27 protein-coding genes are annotated in these 16985 nt (G+C 65.5%); all 27 read right to left on the bottom strand.

Annotated features, from left to right (window positions below; genetic code table 11):
- Window positions 1-4: 4 nt before the first annotated feature.
- Window positions 5-577, bottom strand: coding sequence for an adenylate kinase (locus AB0P21_RS17225; RefSeq protein ID WP_363697642.1), 573 nt, complete (start codon window positions 575-577; stop codon window positions 5-7).
- A complete protein-coding gene (gene secY, locus AB0P21_RS17220; protein ID WP_363697640.1) occupies window positions 577-1878 on the bottom strand; it encodes a preprotein translocase subunit SecY in 1302 nt (433 codons plus the stop codon). The genes AB0P21_RS17225 and secY overlap by 1 nt, the downstream gene beginning before the upstream one ends.
- A 135-nt stretch (window positions 1879-2013) precedes the next feature.
- Window positions 2014-2454, bottom strand: coding sequence for a 50S ribosomal protein L15 (gene rplO, locus AB0P21_RS17215; protein ID WP_164598728.1), 441 nt, complete (start codon window positions 2452-2454; stop codon window positions 2014-2016).
- Window position 2455: 1 nt separating this feature from the next.
- Entirely contained in the window at window positions 2456-2638 is a 183-nt protein-coding gene (rpmD, locus tag AB0P21_RS17210) for a 50S ribosomal protein L30 (RefSeq protein WP_020388092.1), read from the bottom strand.
- Complete coding sequence (gene rpsE, locus AB0P21_RS17205; protein ID WP_020388093.1) at window positions 2638-3237, bottom strand: 30S ribosomal protein S5; 600 nt, start codon at window positions 3235-3237, stop codon at window positions 2638-2640. The genes rpmD and rpsE overlap by 1 nt, the downstream gene beginning before the upstream one ends.
- Window positions 3238-3270: 33 nt before the next feature.
- Window positions 3271-3654, bottom strand: a complete 384-nt coding sequence (rplR, locus tag AB0P21_RS17200; protein WP_363697638.1) for a 50S ribosomal protein L18 — start codon at window positions 3652-3654, stop codon at window positions 3271-3273.
- Window positions 3654-4196, bottom strand: a complete 543-nt coding sequence (gene rplF, locus AB0P21_RS17195) for a 50S ribosomal protein L6 (protein WP_363697636.1) — start codon at window positions 4194-4196, stop codon at window positions 3654-3656. The genes rplR and rplF overlap by 1 nt, the downstream gene beginning before the upstream one ends.
- Window positions 4197-4223: 27 nt before the next feature.
- A complete protein-coding gene (rpsH, locus tag AB0P21_RS17190; protein WP_164598719.1) occupies window positions 4224-4631 on the bottom strand; it encodes a 30S ribosomal protein S8 in 408 nt (135 codons plus the stop codon).
- Between the two features lie 97 nt (window positions 4632-4728).
- Window positions 4729-4914 (bottom strand): type Z 30S ribosomal protein S14, encoded by a 186-nt coding sequence (locus tag AB0P21_RS17185; RefSeq protein ID WP_132167346.1) that lies wholly within the window; start codon window positions 4912-4914, stop codon window positions 4729-4731.
- A 1-nt stretch (window position 4915) separates the two neighbouring features.
- Complete coding sequence (gene rplE / locus AB0P21_RS17180) at window positions 4916-5488, bottom strand: 50S ribosomal protein L5 (RefSeq protein ID WP_363697633.1); 573 nt, start codon at window positions 5486-5488, stop codon at window positions 4916-4918.
- Window positions 5488-5895, bottom strand: a complete 408-nt coding sequence (gene rplX, locus AB0P21_RS17175; protein WP_363697631.1) for a 50S ribosomal protein L24 — start codon at window positions 5893-5895, stop codon at window positions 5488-5490. The genes rplE and rplX overlap by 1 nt, the downstream gene beginning before the upstream one ends.
- A gap of 1 nt (window position 5896) precedes the next feature.
- Entirely contained in the window at window positions 5897-6265 is a 369-nt protein-coding gene (rplN, locus tag AB0P21_RS17170; RefSeq protein WP_020388099.1) for a 50S ribosomal protein L14, read from the bottom strand.
- A 91-nt stretch (window positions 6266-6356) separates the two neighbouring features.
- Window positions 6357-6653 (bottom strand): 30S ribosomal protein S17, encoded by a 297-nt coding sequence (gene rpsQ, locus AB0P21_RS17165; RefSeq protein WP_363697629.1) that lies wholly within the window; start codon window positions 6651-6653, stop codon window positions 6357-6359.
- Window positions 6650-6952 carry a 50S ribosomal protein L29 gene (gene rpmC / locus AB0P21_RS17160; protein WP_363697627.1) on the bottom strand — a complete coding sequence of 101 codons (303 nt, stop codon included), beginning with the start codon at window positions 6950-6952 and terminating at the stop codon, window positions 6650-6652. The genes rpsQ and rpmC overlap by 4 nt, the downstream gene beginning before the upstream one ends.
- A complete protein-coding gene (gene rplP / locus AB0P21_RS17155; RefSeq protein ID WP_363697626.1) occupies window positions 6952-7371 on the bottom strand; it encodes a 50S ribosomal protein L16 in 420 nt (139 codons plus the stop codon). Before rplP ends, rpmC begins: the two co-directional genes overlap by 1 nt.
- Window positions 7372-7374: 3 nt before the next feature.
- Window positions 7375-8238, bottom strand: a complete 864-nt coding sequence (gene rpsC, locus AB0P21_RS17150) for a 30S ribosomal protein S3 (RefSeq protein ID WP_363697625.1) — start codon at window positions 8236-8238, stop codon at window positions 7375-7377.
- On the bottom strand, window positions 8238-8783 hold the full coding sequence (gene rplV, locus AB0P21_RS17145; protein WP_363697623.1) for a 50S ribosomal protein L22: 546 nt from the start codon (window positions 8781-8783) through the stop codon (window positions 8238-8240). Before rplV ends, rpsC begins: the two co-directional genes overlap by 1 nt.
- Window positions 8784-8833: 50 nt before the next feature.
- The gene (gene rpsS, locus AB0P21_RS17140) at window positions 8834-9115 is read right to left on the bottom strand and encodes a 30S ribosomal protein S19 (RefSeq protein WP_020388105.1); all 282 of its coding nucleotides are present in this window, start codon (window positions 9113-9115) and stop codon (window positions 8834-8836) included.
- Window positions 9116-9130: 15 nt separating this feature from the next.
- Window positions 9131-9964 carry a 50S ribosomal protein L2 gene (gene rplB / locus AB0P21_RS17135; RefSeq protein WP_328329412.1) on the bottom strand — a complete coding sequence of 278 codons (834 nt, stop codon included), beginning with the start codon at window positions 9962-9964 and terminating at the stop codon, window positions 9131-9133.
- Window positions 9964-10269, bottom strand: coding sequence for a 50S ribosomal protein L23 (rplW, locus tag AB0P21_RS17130; protein WP_363697622.1), 306 nt, complete (start codon window positions 10267-10269; stop codon window positions 9964-9966). The genes rplB and rplW overlap by 1 nt, the downstream gene beginning before the upstream one ends.
- Window positions 10266-10961, bottom strand: a complete 696-nt coding sequence (rplD, locus tag AB0P21_RS17125) for a 50S ribosomal protein L4 (protein ID WP_363697620.1) — start codon at window positions 10959-10961, stop codon at window positions 10266-10268. The genes rplW and rplD overlap by 4 nt, the downstream gene beginning before the upstream one ends.
- Complete coding sequence (rplC, locus tag AB0P21_RS17120; protein ID WP_363697618.1) at window positions 10958-11614, bottom strand: 50S ribosomal protein L3; 657 nt, start codon at window positions 11612-11614, stop codon at window positions 10958-10960. The genes rplD and rplC overlap by 4 nt, the downstream gene beginning before the upstream one ends.
- Window positions 11615-11631: 17 nt before the next feature.
- Window positions 11632-11940 carry a 30S ribosomal protein S10 gene (gene rpsJ, locus AB0P21_RS17115; protein WP_012923688.1) on the bottom strand — a complete coding sequence of 103 codons (309 nt, stop codon included), beginning with the start codon at window positions 11938-11940 and terminating at the stop codon, window positions 11632-11634.
- 333 nt (window positions 11941-12273) lie between these two features.
- Window positions 12274-13467, bottom strand: coding sequence for an elongation factor Tu (tuf, locus tag AB0P21_RS17110; RefSeq protein ID WP_363697616.1), 1194 nt, complete (start codon window positions 13465-13467; stop codon window positions 12274-12276).
- Window positions 13468-13539: 72 nt separating this feature from the next.
- Window positions 13540-15651, bottom strand: a complete 2112-nt coding sequence (gene fusA, locus AB0P21_RS17105; RefSeq protein ID WP_363697614.1) for an elongation factor G — start codon at window positions 15649-15651, stop codon at window positions 13540-13542.
- Window positions 15652-15722: 71 nt separating this feature from the next.
- Window positions 15723-16193 (bottom strand): 30S ribosomal protein S7, encoded by a 471-nt coding sequence (gene rpsG / locus AB0P21_RS17100; RefSeq protein WP_363697612.1) that lies wholly within the window; start codon window positions 16191-16193, stop codon window positions 15723-15725.
- Entirely contained in the window at window positions 16193-16567 is a 375-nt protein-coding gene (gene rpsL, locus AB0P21_RS17095; RefSeq protein ID WP_012923692.1) for a 30S ribosomal protein S12, read from the bottom strand. Before rpsL ends, rpsG begins: the two co-directional genes overlap by 1 nt.
- Window positions 16568-16985 lie beyond the last annotated feature (418 nt).

Below are 16985 nucleotides of genomic sequence, written 5' to 3'. Positions count from 1 at the left end.
CGAACTACCCTTCCAGGGTTTTCAGGGCAGTGAGCACGCGCTCGCTGACCTCTTCGATCTCGCCCACGCCGTCGACCTCGACCAGCAGATCGCGCTGCGCGTACACCTGCAGCAGCGGCTTGGTCTCGGCGGCGTAGACCTCCTGGCGATGCCGGATGACATCCTCGGAGTCGTCGCTGCGGCCGTCCACCTTGGCCCGGCGCAGCATCCGGTCGACCAGCACGTCGATGTCCGCGACCAGCGCGACCACCGCGTCCAGCTCGTGGCCGTGCTCGGCCAGGATGTCGTCCAGCGTGCCGACCTGGGGCAACGTGCGGGGGTACCCGTCGAGCAGGAACCCCTCACCCGCGTCCGCCTCCGACAACCGGTCGCGCACCATTGCGTTGGTGACCTCGTCGGGGACGTAGTTGCCCGCGTCCATGTAGCGCTTCGCCTCGAGACCGAGCTCGGTCTCGTCCTTCACGTTCGCGCGGAAGATGTCGCCGGTGGATACGGCCGGGATTCCGAGCCGGTCCGCAAGCACCTTTGCCTGCGTACCTTTACCCGCTCCGGGCGGACCCATCAGCAACAGTCTCATCAGCGCAGGAACCCTTCGTAATTACGTTGCTGCAGCTGCGACTCGATCTGCTTCACCGTGTCCAGTCCGACGCCGACCATGATCAGGATCGACGTACCGCCGAACGGGAAGTTCTGGCTGGCGTTCAGCAGGACGAGGGCGACCAGCGGAATCATCGAGATGATCGCCAGGTAGATCGCGCCGGGCAACGTGATGCGGGACAGAACGTAGGAGAGGTACTCCTCGGTCGGCCGGCCCGCCCGGATCCCGGGGATGAAGCCGCCGTACTTCTTCATGTTGTCTGCAACTTCCTTCGGATTGAAGGTAATCGAGACGTAGAAGTACGTGAAGAAGATGATCAGGGCGACATACGTCACCATGTAGATCGGGTGATCGCCCTTGACCAGGTTGCCCTGGATCCACTGCGCCCACGGTTTGTCTTGTCGGAACTGACTGACCAGGACCGGGAGATACAGCAGGCTGGAGGCGAAGATGACCGGGATGACGCCGGCCTGGTTCACCTTCAGCGGGATGTAGGTCGAGGTGCCGCCGAACATCTTCCGGCCGACCATCCGCTTGGCGTACTGCACCGGGATCCGGCGCTGCGCCTGCTCGATGAAGATGACCGCGGCCATGATCACCAGACCGATGGCGATCACCACGACGAAGGTCGGGATGCCCTTGGCCTTGCGGATACCCCACAGCTGCGACGGGAAGGTCGCGACGATCTGGGTGAAGATCAGGATCGACATGCCGTTGCCGACACCGCGATCGGTGATCAGCTCGCCGAGCCACATCACGACGCCGGTGCCGGCGGTCATGGTGAGCACCATCACGACGACCGGGAACCAGCCGTCCTTGTAGAGCAGCGGCTCGTTACAGCCCTGGAACAGCCGGCCGGGCGTCCGGGCGAGCGCGACGAACGCGGTCGCCTGCAGGATCGCCAGTCCGACGGTCAGGAACCGGGTGTACTGGGTGATCTTGGTCTGGCCCGCCTGGCCCTCCTTCTTCAGCGACTCCAACCGCGGGATGACCACGGTGAGCAGCTGCAGAATGATGCTGGCGGTGATGTACGGCATGATGCCCAGCGCGAAGATCGCGAGCTGCAGCAGTGCCCCACCCGAGAAGAGATTGATCAGGTTGTACAGGTTCGCGTTCGTACCTGACTGACTCAGCTTGATGCAGGTGTCCAGCGACTTGACGTTGACGCCAGGCGCCGGCACGACCGAGCCGATCCGGAAGATCACGACAATGAAGAGCACGAACAAGATCTTCCGGCGCAGGTCCGGAGTCTTGAACGCGTTGGCAAAGGCGCCTAACACCCTGTCCTCCCACATGTTTTCCTTGCCCCGGGCAGGGCAGGGCACTAGCAAAGCAGCTGGGCAAGAGACGAACCAGGGCCCGTCCGAACTCCAGCGCACAATATACAAGCGCTGGCTCGCACGAGCCCTGGATACTCACACCTCGGTAGTGGTTCCTCCGGCCGCCGTGATCTTCTCCTTGGCGGACTTCGAGAACTTGTGTACCGAAACTTGCAGAGCAACCGTGAGCTCGCCGTCGCCCAGCACCTTCACCGGGAGACTGTCACGGACCGCACCCTTGGCGACCAGGTCGGCTACGCCGATCTCGCCCCCTTCGGGGAACAGCTGTCCGAGCTTGTCCAGGTTAACGACCTGGAACTCCACTCGGTTCCTGCTCTTGAAGCCCTTCAGCTTCGGGAGCCGCATGTGCAACGGCATCTGGCCACCCTCGAAGTTCTCGGGGATGTTGTTACGGGCCTTGCTGCCCTTGGTACCGCGGCCGGCCGTCTTGCCCTTGGAGCCCTCACCACGACCCACACGGGTCTTGGCGGTCTTGGCTCCGGGCGCCGGGCGCAGGTGATGAACCTTGAGCACCATGTCAGTCAACCTCTTCAACGGTGATGAGGTGGCGAACCGCACGGACCATTCCGCGAACCTCGGGCTTGTCTTCGTGGACGGCGGTGTCGCCGATCCGCTTGACGCCCAGGGTGCGCAGCGTGTCGCGCTGGTTCTGCTTGCCACCGATGCCGGAACGGGTCTGGGTCACCTTCAAGCGTGCCATCAGGAGATACCCTCCGCCCGCGCCTTCAGCAGCGCCGCCGGGGCGACGTGCTCGACCGGCATGCCACGGCGCGCGGCCACGGCTTCCGGGGTCTCCAGGGCCTGCAGCGCGGCCACCGTGGCGTGCACCACGTTGATCGCGTTGGAGGAACCCAGCGACTTGCTCAGGATGTCGTGGATCCCGGCGCACTCCAGTACTGCGCGCGCCGAACCACCCGCGATCACACCGGTACCAGGAGCGGCCGGACGCAGCATCACAACGCCTGCGGCCTTCTCGCCCTGCACCGGGTGCGGGATGGTGCCCTGGATCCTCGGCACCTTGAAGAACGACTTCTTGGCCTCCTCGACACCCTTGGCGATCGCCGCGGGCACCTCCTTGGCCTTTCCGTATCCAACACCGACGGTGCCTTCACCGTCGCCGACGACCACGAGGGCGGTGAAGCTGAAGCGACGACCACCCTTCACGACCTTGGCAACACGGTTGATGGCTACCACGCGCTCGATGTAGGCGGTCTTGTCAGCTGCCGCACCACGACCACCGTCGCGGTTACGGCGCTCACCACCGGCGCCGCCTCCGCGACGCTGCTGGCCTCCGCTCATTTCGAACTACCTTCTTCCTTTTGTGTCGCCATGTCAGAAGCCAAGGCCGCCCTCGCGGGCGGCGTCAGCCAGGGCCGCGATGCGGCCGTGGTACTTGTTCCCGGCCCGGTCGAAAACGACCGAGTCGATGCCCGCGGCCTTGGCCCGGTCGGCGATCAGGCCGCCGACGGTCTTGGCCTTGTCCGTCTTGTTCGCCTCCGCACCGCGCAGGTCGGCCTCCATGGTGGAAGCCGACACCAGCGTGACGCCGGCGACGTCGTCGATGACCTGAGCGAACAGGTGCTTCGAGGACTTGCTGACCACCAGGCGCGGCCGGACAGCCGTGCCGTTGACCTTCTTGCGGACGCGAATCTGGCGACGCAGCCGGGAAGAGGTCTTCTTGGCGGAGTGCTTGTTGTGACGCAGTCCGATCGCCATTACTTACCAGCCTTTCCGACCTTGCGGCGCACCTGCTCGCCCGCGTACCGCACACCCTTGCCCTTGTAGGGCTCCGGCTTACGCAGCTTGCGGATGTTGGCGGCGACCTCGCCGACCGACTGCTTGTCGATTCCCTGCACCGAGAACTTGGTCGGCGCCTCGACCACGAAGGTGATGCCCTCAGGGGCGTCCACCGTGATCGAGTGGCTGTAGCCGAGCGCGAACTCGAGCTGCGTCGGGCCCTTGGCCACCACGCGGTACCCGACGCCGACGATCTCGAGCTTCTTCTCGTAGCCGTCCGTCACGCCGGTCACCAGGTTGGCGATCAGGGTGCGGGACAGGCCGTGCAGTTCCTTGCTCTTGCGCTGGTCATCCGGACGCGAGACGGCGATCGTGCCGTCCTCGTCCCGGTTGACCACGATGGGCTCAGCAACGCTGTGCGTGAGTTGACCCTTGGGGCCCTTCACGGTGACCGTCTGGCCGTCGATCGTGACGTCGACGCCGGCCGGGACCGTGATCGGGAGCTTACCGATGCGAGACATGAGAGTGGTCCTCCTTCCGGTTCTTCGTCACCAGACGTAGGCGAGGACTTCCCCGCCAACGCCCTTGTTCTTGGCCTGCCGGTCGGTCAGGAGTCCCTGTGACGTCGAGATGATCGCGACGCCGAGGCCACCGAGCACCTTGGGCAGATTGGTCGACTTCGCGTACACCCGCAGGCCGGGCTTGCTGATCCGCCGAACTCCGGCGATCGAGCGCTCACGGCTCGGGCCGAACTTCAGGTCAACGACCAGGGTCTTACCGACGGTGCCCTCTTTGGGCTCCTCGACCTGGTAGGAGGAGATGTAACCCTCCTGCTGGAGGATGTCGGCGATGCCTTGCTTGATCTTGCTGTAAGGCATCTGGGTCGACTCGTGATACGCCTGGTTGGCGTTGCGCAGACGTGTCAACATGTCTGCGATCGGGTCGGTCATCGTCATGGCCTGGGGCCTCTTTCCCGCCGTGGTTTCGCCTCAAGGCGACCTACGGTGACTAGATTTTGAGTAAAGAAAAGAACGGTGCTGGCAGTGCGGATGGTCACCAGCTGGACTTGGTGACACCGGGCAGCTCGCCCCGGTGTGCCATCTCGCGCAGGCAGATCCGGCACAGGCCGAACTTGCGGAAGACGGCCTTGGGCCGGCCGCAGCGCTGGCAGCGCGTGTAACCACGCACCGCGAACTTCGGCGTACGGGCCTGCTTGACCTTGAGTGCTGTCTTCGCCACGTCAGTTCTCCTTGAACGGGAAGCCGAGCTGCCGCAGCAGCGCGCGCCCCTCGTCGTCGTTCTTGGCGGTGGTCACCACGGTGATGTCCATTCCGCGAACCCGGTCGATCTTGTCCTGGTTGATCTCGTGGAACATCACCTGCTCGGTCAGACCGAAGGTGTAGTTGCCGTTGCCGTCGAACTGCTTCGGGGACAGACCGCGGAAGTCGCGGATCCGGGGCAGTGCGAGCGAGAGCAACCGGTCCAGGAACTCCCACATCCGGTCGCCGCGCAGCGTGACGTGCGCGCCGATCGGCATGCCCTCACGCAGCTTGAACTGCGCGATCGACTTGCGGGCTTTGGTCACCGACGGCTTCTGGCCGGTGATCGCGGCCAGGTCCTTGATCGCGCCGTCGATCAGCTTGGAGTCACGCGCCGCCTCGCCGACACCCATGTTCACCACGATCTTGGTGAGCCCGGGCACCTGCATGACGTTGTCGAAGCTGAACTCCTCGTTCAGCTTCGCGACGATCTCTTCGCGGTACTTGGTCTTCAGCCGGGGCAACGTCTTCGCCTCGGGAGCTGCGGTGGTCATCAGATCTCCTCGCCGGTACGCCGCGAGATTCGAACGCTCCGGAAACCGGTGTACGTCGAGCCGTCGGGGCGCCGCTTCTGCACCTCGACGCGGTTGTAACCGACGCGGGTGGTCACCTTCTGCTTCTTGCCGTCCTTCTCGATCTCGACCAGAAGCATCACGTTGGAGACGTGGATCGGGGCTTCCTGGGTGACGATGCCACCCGTGGTGCCGCCGCGCTGGGCCTGCTGCACCTTGGTGTGCTTCTTGACCCGGTTGACGCCTTCGACGATGACCTTCTCGGCCTCAGGAAGCACCGAGATGATCTTGCCCTCGAGGCCCTTGGACTTGCCGGCGATCACGCGAACGAGATCACCCTTCTTGACGTGCAGCGAACGCTGCACCTTCTGCTGCGGCTTGTTAGCCATCTCAGAGCACCTCCGGAGCCAGCGAGATGATCTTCATGAACTTCTTCTCACGCAATTCGCGGCCGACCGGCCCGAAGATGCGGGTACCGCGCGGCTCGCCGTCGGCCTTGAGGATCACCGCGGCGTTCTCGTCGAACCGGATGTAGGAGCCGTCCGGACGCCGGCGCTCCTTCACGGTGCGCACGATGACAGCCTTGACGACGTCGCCCTTCTTGACGCCGCCACCCGGGATCGCATCCTTGACGGTGGCGACGATCGTGTCACCGACACCGGCGTAGCGCCGACCGGAGCCACCGAGAACGCGGATGCACAAGATCTCCTTGGCACCCGTGTTGTCGGCGACCTTCAGTCGCGACTCCTGCTGGATCATCTGTTGATCTCCTGGTTGTCTCGCTGGTTCTCACGCGGGGTGAGCCTTGCGGAACGAATGATTTCGATTGGGTACTGCGAGGCGAGGCTGGTCACTTCGCCTTTTCGAGGATCTCCACGATGCGCCAACGCTTGGTCGCCGACAGCGGCCGGGTCTCCATCAGGAGAACCCGGTCGCCGATGCCGGCGGCGTTCTGCTCGTCGTGGGCCTTGAGCTTGCGAGTGCGGCGGATGACCTTGCCGTACAGCTTGTGCTTGACCCGGTCCTCGACCTCGACCGTGACGGTCTTGTCCATCTTGTCGCTCAGCACCAGGCCCTCACGGGTCTTGCGGCTGCTGCGCGGCTGCTCGGTCGTCACGGTCTCGTCCTTGGCTACGTTCTCGGTCATGCCTTGCTCCCGGCCTTCTCGCTGTCGTCCGCATCCGCGGTCTCGTCAACCTCGACCTCGGCGTCTGCCGCGGCCACGGGTGCGTCAACCTCTTCGGTGATGCCGAGCGCCCGCTCGGTCAGCACCGTGTAGATGCGAGCAATGTCCTTGCGGACGGCGCGCAGCCGGCCGTGGGACTCCAGCTGACCCGTGGCAGCCTGGAAACGGAGGTTGAACAGCTCCTCCTTGGCCTCGGCCAGCTTCGCCAGAAGCTCGTCCTTGCCCAGGTTCCGCAGTTCGGCGGCAGTCAGGATAGCCATCAGTTCTCACCTGACTCTCGGCTGATGAAGCGGCACTTCATCGGCAACTTGTGAATCGCGCGGCGCATGGCCTCGCGAGCGACGTCCTCGTCGACACCGGAGAGCTCGAACAGAACCCGGCCGGTCTTGACGTTCGCGATCCACCACTCGGGCGAACCCTTACCGGAACCCATCCGGGTCTCGGCCGGCTTCTTGGTCAGCGGGCGGTCCGGGTAGATGTTGATCCAGACCTTTCCGCCGCGCTTGATGTGCCGGGTCATCGCGATACGAGCGGACTCGATCTGCCGGTTGGTGACGTAGTGGTTCTCCAGCGCCTGGATACCGAACTCACCGAACGCCAGCGTGGTACCGCCCTTGGCAGCGCCGGAGCGCTTCGGGTGGTGCTGCTTGCGGTGCTTGACCTTGCGGGGGATGAGCACGGTTCAGCTCTCCGTTCCGGTCGTCTCGGCCGGCTTGTCGGTCGCCGGGGCGTCAGCCTTGGGGGCCTCGGCCTTCGCGGCCGGGGCGCCACCGTCACGACGGTCGCCACCGCGACCGCCACGGTCACCACCGCGACCACCACGGTCACGGTCGCCACCGCCACCACCGTCGCGGCGGGCCGGACGGCCACGCTGCTGGGTGGCGGCACGAGCGGCTGCCTGCGCCTCGCGCTCAGCGCGGGTGCCGGCGACGTCGCCCTTGTAGATCCAGACCTTCACGCCGATCCGGCCGAAGGTCGTACGGGCCTCGTAGAAGCCGTAGTCGATGTCCGCGCGCAGGGTGTGCAGCGGAACCCGGCCTTCGCGGTAGAACTCCGACCGCGACATCTCCGCGCCACCCAGACGACCGGAGCACTGGATCCGGATGCCGAGGGCGCCGCCACGCATGGTGGTCTGCATCGCCTTCCGCATCGCGCGGCGGAACGCCACCCGGCCGGACAGCTGCTCGGCCACGCCCTGGGCGACCAGCTGCGCGTCGACCTCGGCGTTCTTGACCTCGAGGATGTTCAGCTGCACCTGCTTGCCGGTGAGCTCCTCGAGGCTGCCCCGGATCCGGTCCGCCTCGGCGCCGCGGCGACCGATCACGATGCCCGGACGGGCGGTGTGGATGTCCACCCGGACCCGGTCACGGGTGCGCTCGATCTCCACGCGGGAGATGCCGGCGCGCTCCATGCCCTTGCCCAGCAGGCGACGGATCTTGACGTCCTCGCCCACGTAGTCCTTGTAGAGCTTGTCGGCGTACCAACGGCTCTTGTGGTCCGTGCTGATGCCGAGTCGGAACCCGTGCGGGTTAACCTTCTGGCCCACTATCGGGTCTCCTTCTTCTCAGCCTTTTTGGCGGTCGCCTTCTTGGCCGGCGCCTTCTTGGCGGGGGCCTTCTTGGCCACCGTCTTCTTGACGTCGTCCTGCTTGGCTTCTGCCTGCTTGGCGTCGGCCTTCTTGGCCGGCTTCTCGGCTTCGACCTTCGGGCCGACCACGATGGTGATGTGGCTGGTCCGCTTGTCGATCCTGGTCGCCCGGCCCTGTGCACGCGGGCGGTGACGCTTCAGCGTCGGTCCCTCGTCCACGAAGGCCTTCGTCACGACCAGGTCGGTCCGGCTCAGGTGCTCGGTGCCCTCGGCGTTCGCCGCGGCGCTGTCGACGACCTTGTACACGGTCGCGGCAGCGGCCTGCGGGGCGAACTTCAGAGTGGCGAGTGCATCGTCGATGCCCATGCCGCGCACCAGGTCGACCACGCGGCGCGCCTTCATAGGCGTCACGCGGACGAAGCGCGCGACCGCGAAGGCCCCGGGCTCGTCGCCCAACAGGCTCTCGCGACGGGCACTGACGGCCCTACGCTCTTGAACGCTCATGATGTTCGAATCTCTCCGTAGGTTGCTTGCGCGTCGTCAACTGACCGAGGTCAGCGACGCCGTGCCTTGCGGTCGTCCTTCTCGTGACCCTTGAACGTCCGGGTCGGGGCGAACTCGCCGAGCTTGTGCCCGACCATCGCGTCCGTCACGAACACCGGGACGTGCTTGCGCCCGTCGTGCACCGCAAGCGTGTGGCCGATCATGTCGGGAATGATCATCGATCGGCGCGACCAGGTCTTGATGACGTTCTTGGTGCCCTTTTCGTTCTGCACCTCCACCTTCTTGAGCAGGTGGTGGTCGACGAACGGGCCCTTCTTCAGGCTGCGTGGCATTCTGTCCGGCTCCTATCAGCGCTTCTTGCCGGCCTTGCGGCGCCGGACGATCATGCGGTCGCTTTCCTTGCGGCCGCGGGTGCGGCCTTCAGGCTGGCCCCATGGGGACACCGGGTGACGTCCACCGGAGGTCTTACCCTCACCACCACCGTGCGGGTGGTCAACCGGGTTCATCGCGACACCACGGACGGTCGGGCGCTTGCCCTTCCAGCGCATCCGGCCGGCCTTGCCCCAGTTGATGTTCGACTGCTCGCCGTTGCCGACCTCACCGAGGGTGGCGCGGCAGCGCACGTCGACCATCCGGACCTCGCCGGACGGCATCCGCAGGGTGGCCATCCGGCCCTCCTTGGCGACCAGCTGAACGCTGGCGCCGGCGGAGCGGGCCATCTTGGCGCCGCCACCGGGACGAAGCTCGACCGCGTGGATCGTCGAACCGACCGGGATGTTGCGCAGCGGCAGGTTGTTGCCGACCTTGATGTCCGCGGCCGGACCGTTCTCGATGATCGTGCCCTGCTCCAGCTTGGCCGGGGCGAGGATGTAGCGCTTCTCGCCGTCGACGTAGTGCAGCAGCGCGATCCGCGCGGTGCGGTTCGGGTCGTACTCGATCTCGGCGACCTTGGCCGGCACGCCGTCCTTGTCGTACCGCTTGAAGTCGATCAGGCGGTACGCCCGCTTGTGACCGCCACCGTGGTGCCGGGTGGTGATCTTGCCGGAGCTGTTCCGGCCGCCCTTCTTGGGCAGCGGGCGCAGCAGCGACTTCTCGGGGGTCGAACGGGTGAGCTCGACGAAGTCGGCCACGCTCGAGCCACGACGGCCCGGGGTCGTCGGCTTGTATTTGCGGATACCCATTACGACTGGCCTCCGAAGATGTCGATGCGGTCGTCGCCGTCCAGGCTGACGATCGCCCGCTTGGTGTCGGGACGCTTGCCCCAGCCCGTACGGGTACGGCGGCGCTTGCCCTTGCGGTTGAGCGTGTTGACGCTGGTCACGCGGACCTTGAACACCTTCTCGACCGCGAGCTTGATCTCGGTCTTGTTGGCGTCCGGGGCGACCTCGAACGTGTACTTCTGCTCGTCCAGCAGGCCGTAGCTCTTCTCGCTCACGACCGGCCGCAGCAGCACGTCACGCGCGTCTTTGTTGACTCCGTGGCTCATGCTTCTACCTCCTGCTCGGCTTCGGTCGACGTCGCGACAGCCTTGACGGACTTGCCCTTCGGCGAACCGGCGACGAAGGTGTCCAGCGACGCCTTGGTGAAGATCACCGCGTCGTTGCACAGCACGTCGTACGCGTTCAGCTGGTCGGCCGCGATCAGGTGCACGGTCGGCACGTTGCGCAGGCTGAGCAGCGCCACGTCGTCGTCGCGCTCGACCACCACGAGCACCTTGAGGAACTCGGTGATCTCGGCCAGCACCTTCTTGGCGACCTTGGTGGAGGGCACGTCGCCGTCCACGAACTGGTCGACCACGAGGACGCGGCCTTCACGGGCCCGGTCCGAGAGCGCTCCGCGCAGGGCGGCGGCGATCATCTTCTTCGGGGTCCGCTGGCTGTAGTCACGCGGGGTCGGGCCGTGCACCACGCCACCACCGGTGAACTGCGGCGCGCGGGTCGAGCCCTGACGGGCGCGGCCGGTGCCCTTCTGGCGGTACGGCTTGGCGCCACCACCGGACACCTCGCCCCGGCGCTTGACCTTGTGCGTGCCCTGACGGGCGGCGGCCAGCTGCGCCACGACGACCTGGTGGATCAACGGGATGTTGACCTGGACGTCGAACAGCTCGGCGGGGAGCTCCGCGGAGCCCTTCTTGCTGACCTTGTCGCCCTTCACGACGACGATGTCAACGGTGCTCATTTGGTAGCTCCCTTCGCGGCGTTGCGGATCAGCACGAGGCCGCCACGGGGGCCGGGAACGGCACCCTTGAGCAGGATCAGGCCACGCTCGGTGTCGATCGCGTGGACCGTCACGTTCTGCGTGGTGACCTTCTCGTTGCCCATCCGGCCGGCCATCTTCATTCCCTTGAAGACACGACCAGGGGTCGCGCAACCGCCGATGGATCCCGGCGAACGGTGCTTCTTGTGCACACCGTGGGTGGCGCGGAGGCCGTGGAAGCCGTGTCGCTTCATGACACCGGCAAAGCCCTTGCCCTTGCTGGTGGCGGACACATCGACGATCTCGCCCGCGGCGAACGCCTCGGCCTTGATCTCCTGGCCGAGGGTGTACTCGCTGGCGTCAGCGGTGCGCAGTTCGAGCAGGTGGCGGCGAGGAGTCACGCCGGCCTTCTCGAAGTGGCCGCGCATCGGCGAGGTCACCTTGCGGGGGTCGATGTCGCCGAACGCGATCTGCACGCCGTCGTAGCCGTGGCTGGACGAGGTGCGAACCTCGGTCACCACGCACGGACCGGCCTGGATCACGGTGACGGGGACGACTCGGTTGTTCTCGTCCCAGGTCTGGGTCATGCCGAGCTTGGTGCCCAGCAGACCTCGCGTGTTCTTTTGAATGCTCATTGGTTTCGCGTTTTCCCTCAGAGCTTGATCTCGATGTCGACACCGGCCGGCAGGTCGAGACGCATCAGCGAGTCGACGGTCTTCGGCGTGGGGTCGATGATGTCGATGAGCCGCTTGTGGGTGCGCATCTCGAAGTGCTCGCGGCTGTCCTTGTACTTGTGCGGCGAGCGGATGACGCAGAACACGTTCTTTTCCGTCGGCAACGGCACCGGGCCAGCAACCTTCGCACCAGTACGCGTCACCGTGTCGACGATCTTGCGCGCCGAACTGTCGATGACCTCGTGGTCGTAGGCCTTCAGCCGGATGCGGATCTTTTGTCCCGCCATCGCTTCGCTACGTCCTTCTCTTCGTCTTCGTCTTTGTCGCTCCGACCCCCGCGGTCGGGTGTGTCGCGGACGCGGCACGCGCGTCACCACACACATTCGACCCTGGGATGGAGATCGGGGCTCGGTCTCGGACCGGACCTCGGCATGGTCTCCGGTCCGGCGCACCAGCCAGAAAACCTCTCTGGGGCGCGCCCCGGCAACCTCGCCTGAGCAACCTGAATATTGTGCCAGAGATCGGCATCGGAATGCCAATCGAGGTGGCTTCAGGCGATATCCGCCTAAAGCAGAGATCCGCGAGGGCTCAACGTGCGAGCCCTCGCGGACCTCATGAAATCACTTGAGGATCTTGGTGACCCGGCCGGCGCCGACGGTGCGGCCACCTTCACGGATCGCGAACTTCAGGCCCTCTTCCATGGCGATCGGCTGGATCAGCTCGACCGACATGTCGGTGTTGTCGCCCGGCATGACCATCTCGGTGCCCTCGGGCAGCGTGACGACGCCGGTGACGTCCGTGGTGCGGAAGTAGAACTGGGGCCGGTAGTTCTGGAAGAACGGCGTGTGACGGCCGCCCTCCTCCTTCGACAGGATGTAGACCGACGCGTCGAAGTTGGTGTGCGGCGTCGTGGTGCCCGGCTTGATGACGACCATGCCGCGCTCGACGTCTTCGCGCTTGGTGCCACGAAGCAGCAGACCGACGTTCTCGCCGGCCTCACCGGTGTCGAGCAGCTTGCGGAACATCTCGATACCGGTGACCGTGGTGGTCTGCTTCTCGGTACGGATACCGATCAGGTCGACGGTCTCGTTGACCTTGACCACGCCACGCTCGATCCGGCCGGTGATGACGGTGCCGCGACCCGTGATGGTGAAGACGTCCTCCACCGGCATCAGGAACGGCTTGTCGATCTCGCGAACCGGCTGCGGGATGTAGGCGTCGACCGCATCCATCAGCTTCAGGATCGACTCACCCCACTTCTCGTCACCCTGCAGGGCCGGGTGCGCCGCGACCTGGACGACCGGCGCGTTGTCGCCGTCGAACTCCTGCTCGGAGAGCAGCTCGCGAACCTCGAGCTCGACGAGCTCCAGGATCTCCTCGTCGTCGACCATGTCGCACTTGTTCAGGGCGACGACCATCGCCGGCACGCCGACCTGGCGGGCGAGCAGCACGTGCTCACGCGTCTGGGGCATCGGGCCGTCGGTGGCGGCGACAACCAGGATCGCACCGTCCATCTGAGCCGCACCGGTGATCATGTTCTTGATGTAGTCCGCGTGCCCGGGGCAGTCAACGTGGGCGTAGTGCCGGGCCTCGGTCTGGTACTCGACGTGCGCGATGGAGATGGTGATACCGCGCTGACGCTCTTCCGGCGCCTTGTCGATCTGATCGAAGGCCGACGCCTCGTTGAGGGTCGGGTACTTGTCGTGCAGCACCTTGGTGATCGCCGCGGTAAGAGTGGTCTTACCGTGGTCGATGTGACCGATGGTGCCGATGTTGACGTGCGGCTTAGTCCGCTCGAACTTCGCCTTAGCCACTGGGGCCCTCCTGGAAAATGTTGACTTACGCCGTACGCCGACGCGCTGTGGGTTGGTTGGGCCGGAGCGAGATTACTCGCCGCGAGCCTTCTTGATGATCTCTTCCGCCACGTTCTTCGGAACCTCGGCGTAGGAATCGAACTGCATCGAGTACGACGCGCGGCCCTGGGTCTTCGACCGAAGGTCACCGACGTACCCGAACATCTCGGACAACGGCACGGTGGCCTTGATGGCCCGTGAGCCACCAGGTCCGTCAGCCATCGACTGGATCGAGCCTCGACGTGAGTTGAGGTCACCGATCACTTCACCCATGTAGTCCTCGGGGGTGAGCACCTCGACCGCGAACATCGGCTCGAGGATGATCGGGGTCGCCCGGCGGGCGGCGTCCTTGAACGCCATCGAACCGGCGATCTTGAAGGCCAGCTCGGACGAGTCGACGTCGTGGTAGGCGCCGTCGGTCAGGGTGACCTTGACGTCCACCATCGGGTAGCCGGCCAGGACGCCGAACTCCATGGCTTCCTGAGCACCCTCGTCCACCGACGGGATGTACTCCCGGGGGATGCGGCCACCGGTGACGGCGTTGACGAACTCGTAACCGCCCTCGCCACCGGCCTCGACGGAAGTCGGCTCGATGTTGATGATCACACGCGCGAACTGACCCGAACCGCCGGTCTGCTTCTTGTGCGTGTAGTCGACCTTCTCGACCTTCTTCTTGATCGTCTCGCGGTAGGCGACCTGGGGCTTGCCGACGTTGGCCTCGACGCGGAACTCGCGCTTCATCCGGTCGACCAGCACCTCGAGGTGCAGCTCACCCATGCCTGCGATGATCGTCTGGCCGGTGTCCTCGTCGGTCCGGACCTGGAAGGTCGGGTCCTCGTCGGCCAGCCGCTGGATCGCGACGCCGAGCTTCTCCTGGTCGGCCTTCGACTTCGGCTCGATGGCCACCGAGATGACCGGCGCCGGGAACGTCATCGACTCGAGCAGGACCGGCTTGGCCGGGTCGCACAGCGTCTCACCGGTGGTGGTGTCCTTCAGACCCATCACGGCGACGATGTGGCCGGCGCCGACCGACGCGATCTCCTCACGCTTGTTCGCGTGCATGCGGTAGATCTTGCCGATCCGCTCCTTGCGGCCCTTGGTCGGGTTCAGCACCTGGGTGCCGGTCTCGAGCTTGCCCGAGTAGACCCGGATGAAGGTCAGCTTGCCCAGGTGCGGGTCGGCCGCGATCTTGAAGGCCAGCGCCGAGAAGGGCTCGGAGTCGTCCGGCTTGCGCAGCACGACGGTGCTGCCGTCCTTGATGTCGTGACCCTCGATGTCGGGGACGTCGAGCGGGCTCGGCAGGTAGGCGTTGATCGCGTCGAGCAGGGGCTGGACGCCCTTGTTCTTGAACGCGGTACCGGTCAGCACGGGGGTCAGCTTGGAGGCGATCGTCGCGCGGCGGATGCCGGCCACGATCTGCTCCTGGGTCGGCTGCTCGCCTTCCAGGTACTGCTCCATGATCTCGTCGTCGCCCTCGGCGAGCGTCTCGATCAGCTTGTCGCGCCACTCGGCGGCGAGCTCGGCGTGACTGGCCGGGATCTCCTCGACGGTGTAGTCCTCACCCATCGTGGTCTCGCCACGCCAGGTCAGGGCACGCATGCCGACCAGGTCGATGACGCCGATGAAGTCGGCCTCGGAGCCGATCGGCAGCTGCAGCACCAGCGGCACCGCGGCCAGCCGGTCGACGATCATGTCGACGCAGCGCATGAACTCGGCGCCGGTGCGGTCGAGCTTGTTGACGAAGCAGATCCGCGGTACGCCGTACCGGTCCGCCTGGCGCCACACGGTCTCGGACTGCGGCTCGACACCCGCGACACCGTCGAACACCGCGACGGCCCCGTCGAGGACGCGCAGCGAGCGCTCCACCTCGACGGTGAAGTCGACGTGCCCAGGGGTGTCGATGATGTTGATGGTGTGGTCTTTCCAGGTGCAGGTCGTCGCGGCGGACGTGATGGTGATGCCGCGCTCCTGCTCCTGCTCCATCCAGTCCATCGTGGCGGCGCCGTCGTGGACCTCACCGATCTTGTACGTAATACCGGTGTAGAACAGGATCCGCTCGGTCGTCGTCGTCTTGCCGGCGTCGATGTGGGCCATGATGCCGATGTTGCGCACCATGCTCAGGTCGGTGGTGATTTGTACGGCCACCTCGGTGGTCTACCTCTCGCTTCTGTCTAGCTTCAAAGAGTGAACGCGGGGGCCCGGGACCGGGCCCCGGCTCACCAGCGGTAGTGGGCGAAAGCCTTGTTGGCTTCGGCCATCTTGTGCGTGTCCTCGCGGCGCTTGACTGCGGCACCGAGACCGTTCGACGCGTCCAGCAGCTCGTTCATCAGGCGCTCGGACATCGTCTTCTCGCGACGGGCGCGGGAGTACGACGTGAGCCAGCGCAGGGCGAGCGTGGTCGAGCGGTTGGGCTTGACCTCGATCGGCACCTGGTAGGTGGCGCCACCGACGCGGCGGCTCTTCACCTCGATGCTGGGCTTCACGTTGTCGAGCGCGCGCTTCAGCGTGATGACGGGATCGGTGCCGGTCTTCGTCCGGGTGCCTTCGAGCGCCGAGTAGACGATGCTCTGGGCGATCTGCTTCTTGCCGTCGACCAGGATCTTGGAGATCAACTGGGTGACGAGCGGCGAGCCGTAGACCGGGTCGATGATGACCGGCCGCTTCGGGGCCGGACCCTTACGCGGCATTAGCTCTTCTCCTTCTTCGCGCCGTAACGGCTGCGAGCCTGCTTGCGGTTCTTGACACCCTGGGTGTCGAGGGAACCGCGAATGATCTTGTACCGGACACCCGGAAGGTCCTTAACACGACCACCACGCACGAGCACGATGGAGTGCTCCTGCAGGTTGTGGCCGACGCCGGGAATGTAGGCGGTGACCTCGATGCCGCTGGTGAGGCGGACGCGAGCGACCTTACGAAGGGCCGAGTTCGGCTTCTTCGGGGTGGTCGTGTAGACGCGCGTGCACACACCACGACGCTGAGGGGAACCCTTCAGGGCCGGCGTCTTGTTCTTGGACACCTTGTCCTGGCGGCCCTTGCGGACCAACTGCTGGATGGTGGGCACCGCGTAGGTCTCTTTCTGTCGTCCGGTCGGTTGCTGCGCACCTGACCCCCGCGGTCGGGTGTGTCGCATGGGCACGGACAAGCCGGAGTCATAAACTTTCTGACTGTCGGCAGAAGTCCCGTGCCACGCGCTGACCCAAAAATATCGAGGGGCACGCATGACGGCCCAGGATGACCCGGGCACGATCGTTAAGACTAGCGGCTGCCTCTAGCACGGTCAAAACAGCTCACCGTTCGCTGCAAAGGCGCAGCCGCGCTGTCAGTCTACCGGATCCCGGACGGCACTCTTGACGCGGCCGGGCCGGGCCATTGCGATTCCGAATGTCTGATCGACGTAAAAGTCCCGGACCGGCGGTTCCAGACCGCGGAGTTTGCGGCATAGTCACGCTCGTCGGGTGTAACGACCCGATAACGGGGCC

It is taken from the genome of Kribbella sp. NPDC056861, assembly GCF_040687575.1.
Taxonomy (GTDB): Bacteria; Actinomycetota; Actinomycetes; order Propionibacteriales; family Kribbellaceae; genus Kribbella.
The sequence above is the reverse complement of the archived record's forward strand: the minus strand, read 5'-3'. Positions and strand labels throughout refer to the sequence as shown.

What these genes read in the sequence shown, in the direction of transcription:
- AB0P21_RS17225 (WP_363697642.1), bottom strand. Translation starts at nt 577, where the DNA reads ATGAGACTGTTGCTGATGGGTCCGCCCGGAGCGGGTAAAGGTACGCAG.
- rplO (WP_164598728.1), bottom strand. Translation starts at nt 2,454, where the DNA reads ATGGTGCTCAAGGTTCATCACCTGCGCCCGGCGCCCGGAGCCAAGACC.
- rpmD (WP_020388092.1), bottom strand. Translation starts at nt 2,638, where the DNA reads ATGGCACGCTTGAAGGTGACCCAGACCCGTTCCGGCATCGGTGGCAAG.
- rpsE (WP_020388093.1), bottom strand. Translation starts at nt 3,237, where the DNA reads ATGAGCGGAGGCCAGCAGCGTCGCGGAGGCGGCGCCGGTGGTGAGCGC.
- rplR (WP_363697638.1), bottom strand. Translation starts at nt 3,654, where the DNA reads ATGGCGATCGGACTGCGTCACAACAAGCACTCCGCCAAGAAGACCTCT.
- rplF (WP_363697636.1), bottom strand. Translation starts at nt 4,196, where the DNA reads ATGTCTCGCATCGGTAAGCTCCCGATCACGGTCCCGGCCGGCGTCGAC.
- rpsH (WP_164598719.1), bottom strand. Translation starts at nt 4,631, where the DNA reads ATGACGATGACCGACCCGATCGCAGACATGTTGACACGTCTGCGCAAC.
- rplE (WP_363697633.1), bottom strand. Translation starts at nt 5,488, where the DNA reads ATGACCACCGCAGCTCCCGAGGCGAAGACGTTGCCCCGGCTGAAGACC.
- rplX (WP_363697631.1), bottom strand. Translation starts at nt 5,895, where the DNA reads ATGGCTAACAAGCCGCAGCAGAAGGTGCAGCGTTCGCTGCACGTCAAG.
- rplN (WP_020388099.1), bottom strand. Translation starts at nt 6,265, where the DNA reads ATGATCCAGCAGGAGTCGCGACTGAAGGTCGCCGACAACACGGGTGCC.
- rpsQ (WP_363697629.1), bottom strand. Translation starts at nt 6,653, where the DNA reads ATGACCGAGAACGTAGCCAAGGACGAGACCGTGACGACCGAGCAGCCG.
- rpmC (WP_363697627.1), bottom strand. Translation starts at nt 6,952, where the DNA reads ATGGCTATCCTGACTGCCGCCGAACTGCGGAACCTGGGCAAGGACGAG.
- rplV (WP_363697623.1), bottom strand. Translation starts at nt 8,783, where the DNA reads ATGAGCGTTCAAGAGCGTAGGGCCGTCAGTGCCCGTCGCGAGAGCCTG.
- rpsS (WP_020388105.1), bottom strand. Translation starts at nt 9,115, where the DNA reads ATGCCACGCAGCCTGAAGAAGGGCCCGTTCGTCGACCACCACCTGCTC.
- rplB (WP_328329412.1), bottom strand. Translation starts at nt 9,964, where the DNA reads ATGGGTATCCGCAAATACAAGCCGACGACCCCGGGCCGTCGTGGCTCG.
- rplW (WP_363697622.1), bottom strand. Translation starts at nt 10,269, where the DNA reads ATGAGCCACGGAGTCAACAAAGACGCGCGTGACGTGCTGCTGCGGCCG.
- rplD (WP_363697620.1), bottom strand. Translation starts at nt 10,961, where the DNA reads ATGAGCACCGTTGACATCGTCGTCGTGAAGGGCGACAAGGTCAGCAAG.
- rplC (WP_363697618.1), bottom strand. Translation starts at nt 11,614, where the DNA reads ATGAGCATTCAAAAGAACACGCGAGGTCTGCTGGGCACCAAGCTCGGC.
- rpsJ (WP_012923688.1), bottom strand. Translation starts at nt 11,940, where the DNA reads ATGGCGGGACAAAAGATCCGCATCCGGCTGAAGGCCTACGACCACGAG.
- rpsG (WP_363697612.1), bottom strand. Translation starts at nt 16,193, where the DNA reads ATGCCGCGTAAGGGTCCGGCCCCGAAGCGGCCGGTCATCATCGACCCG.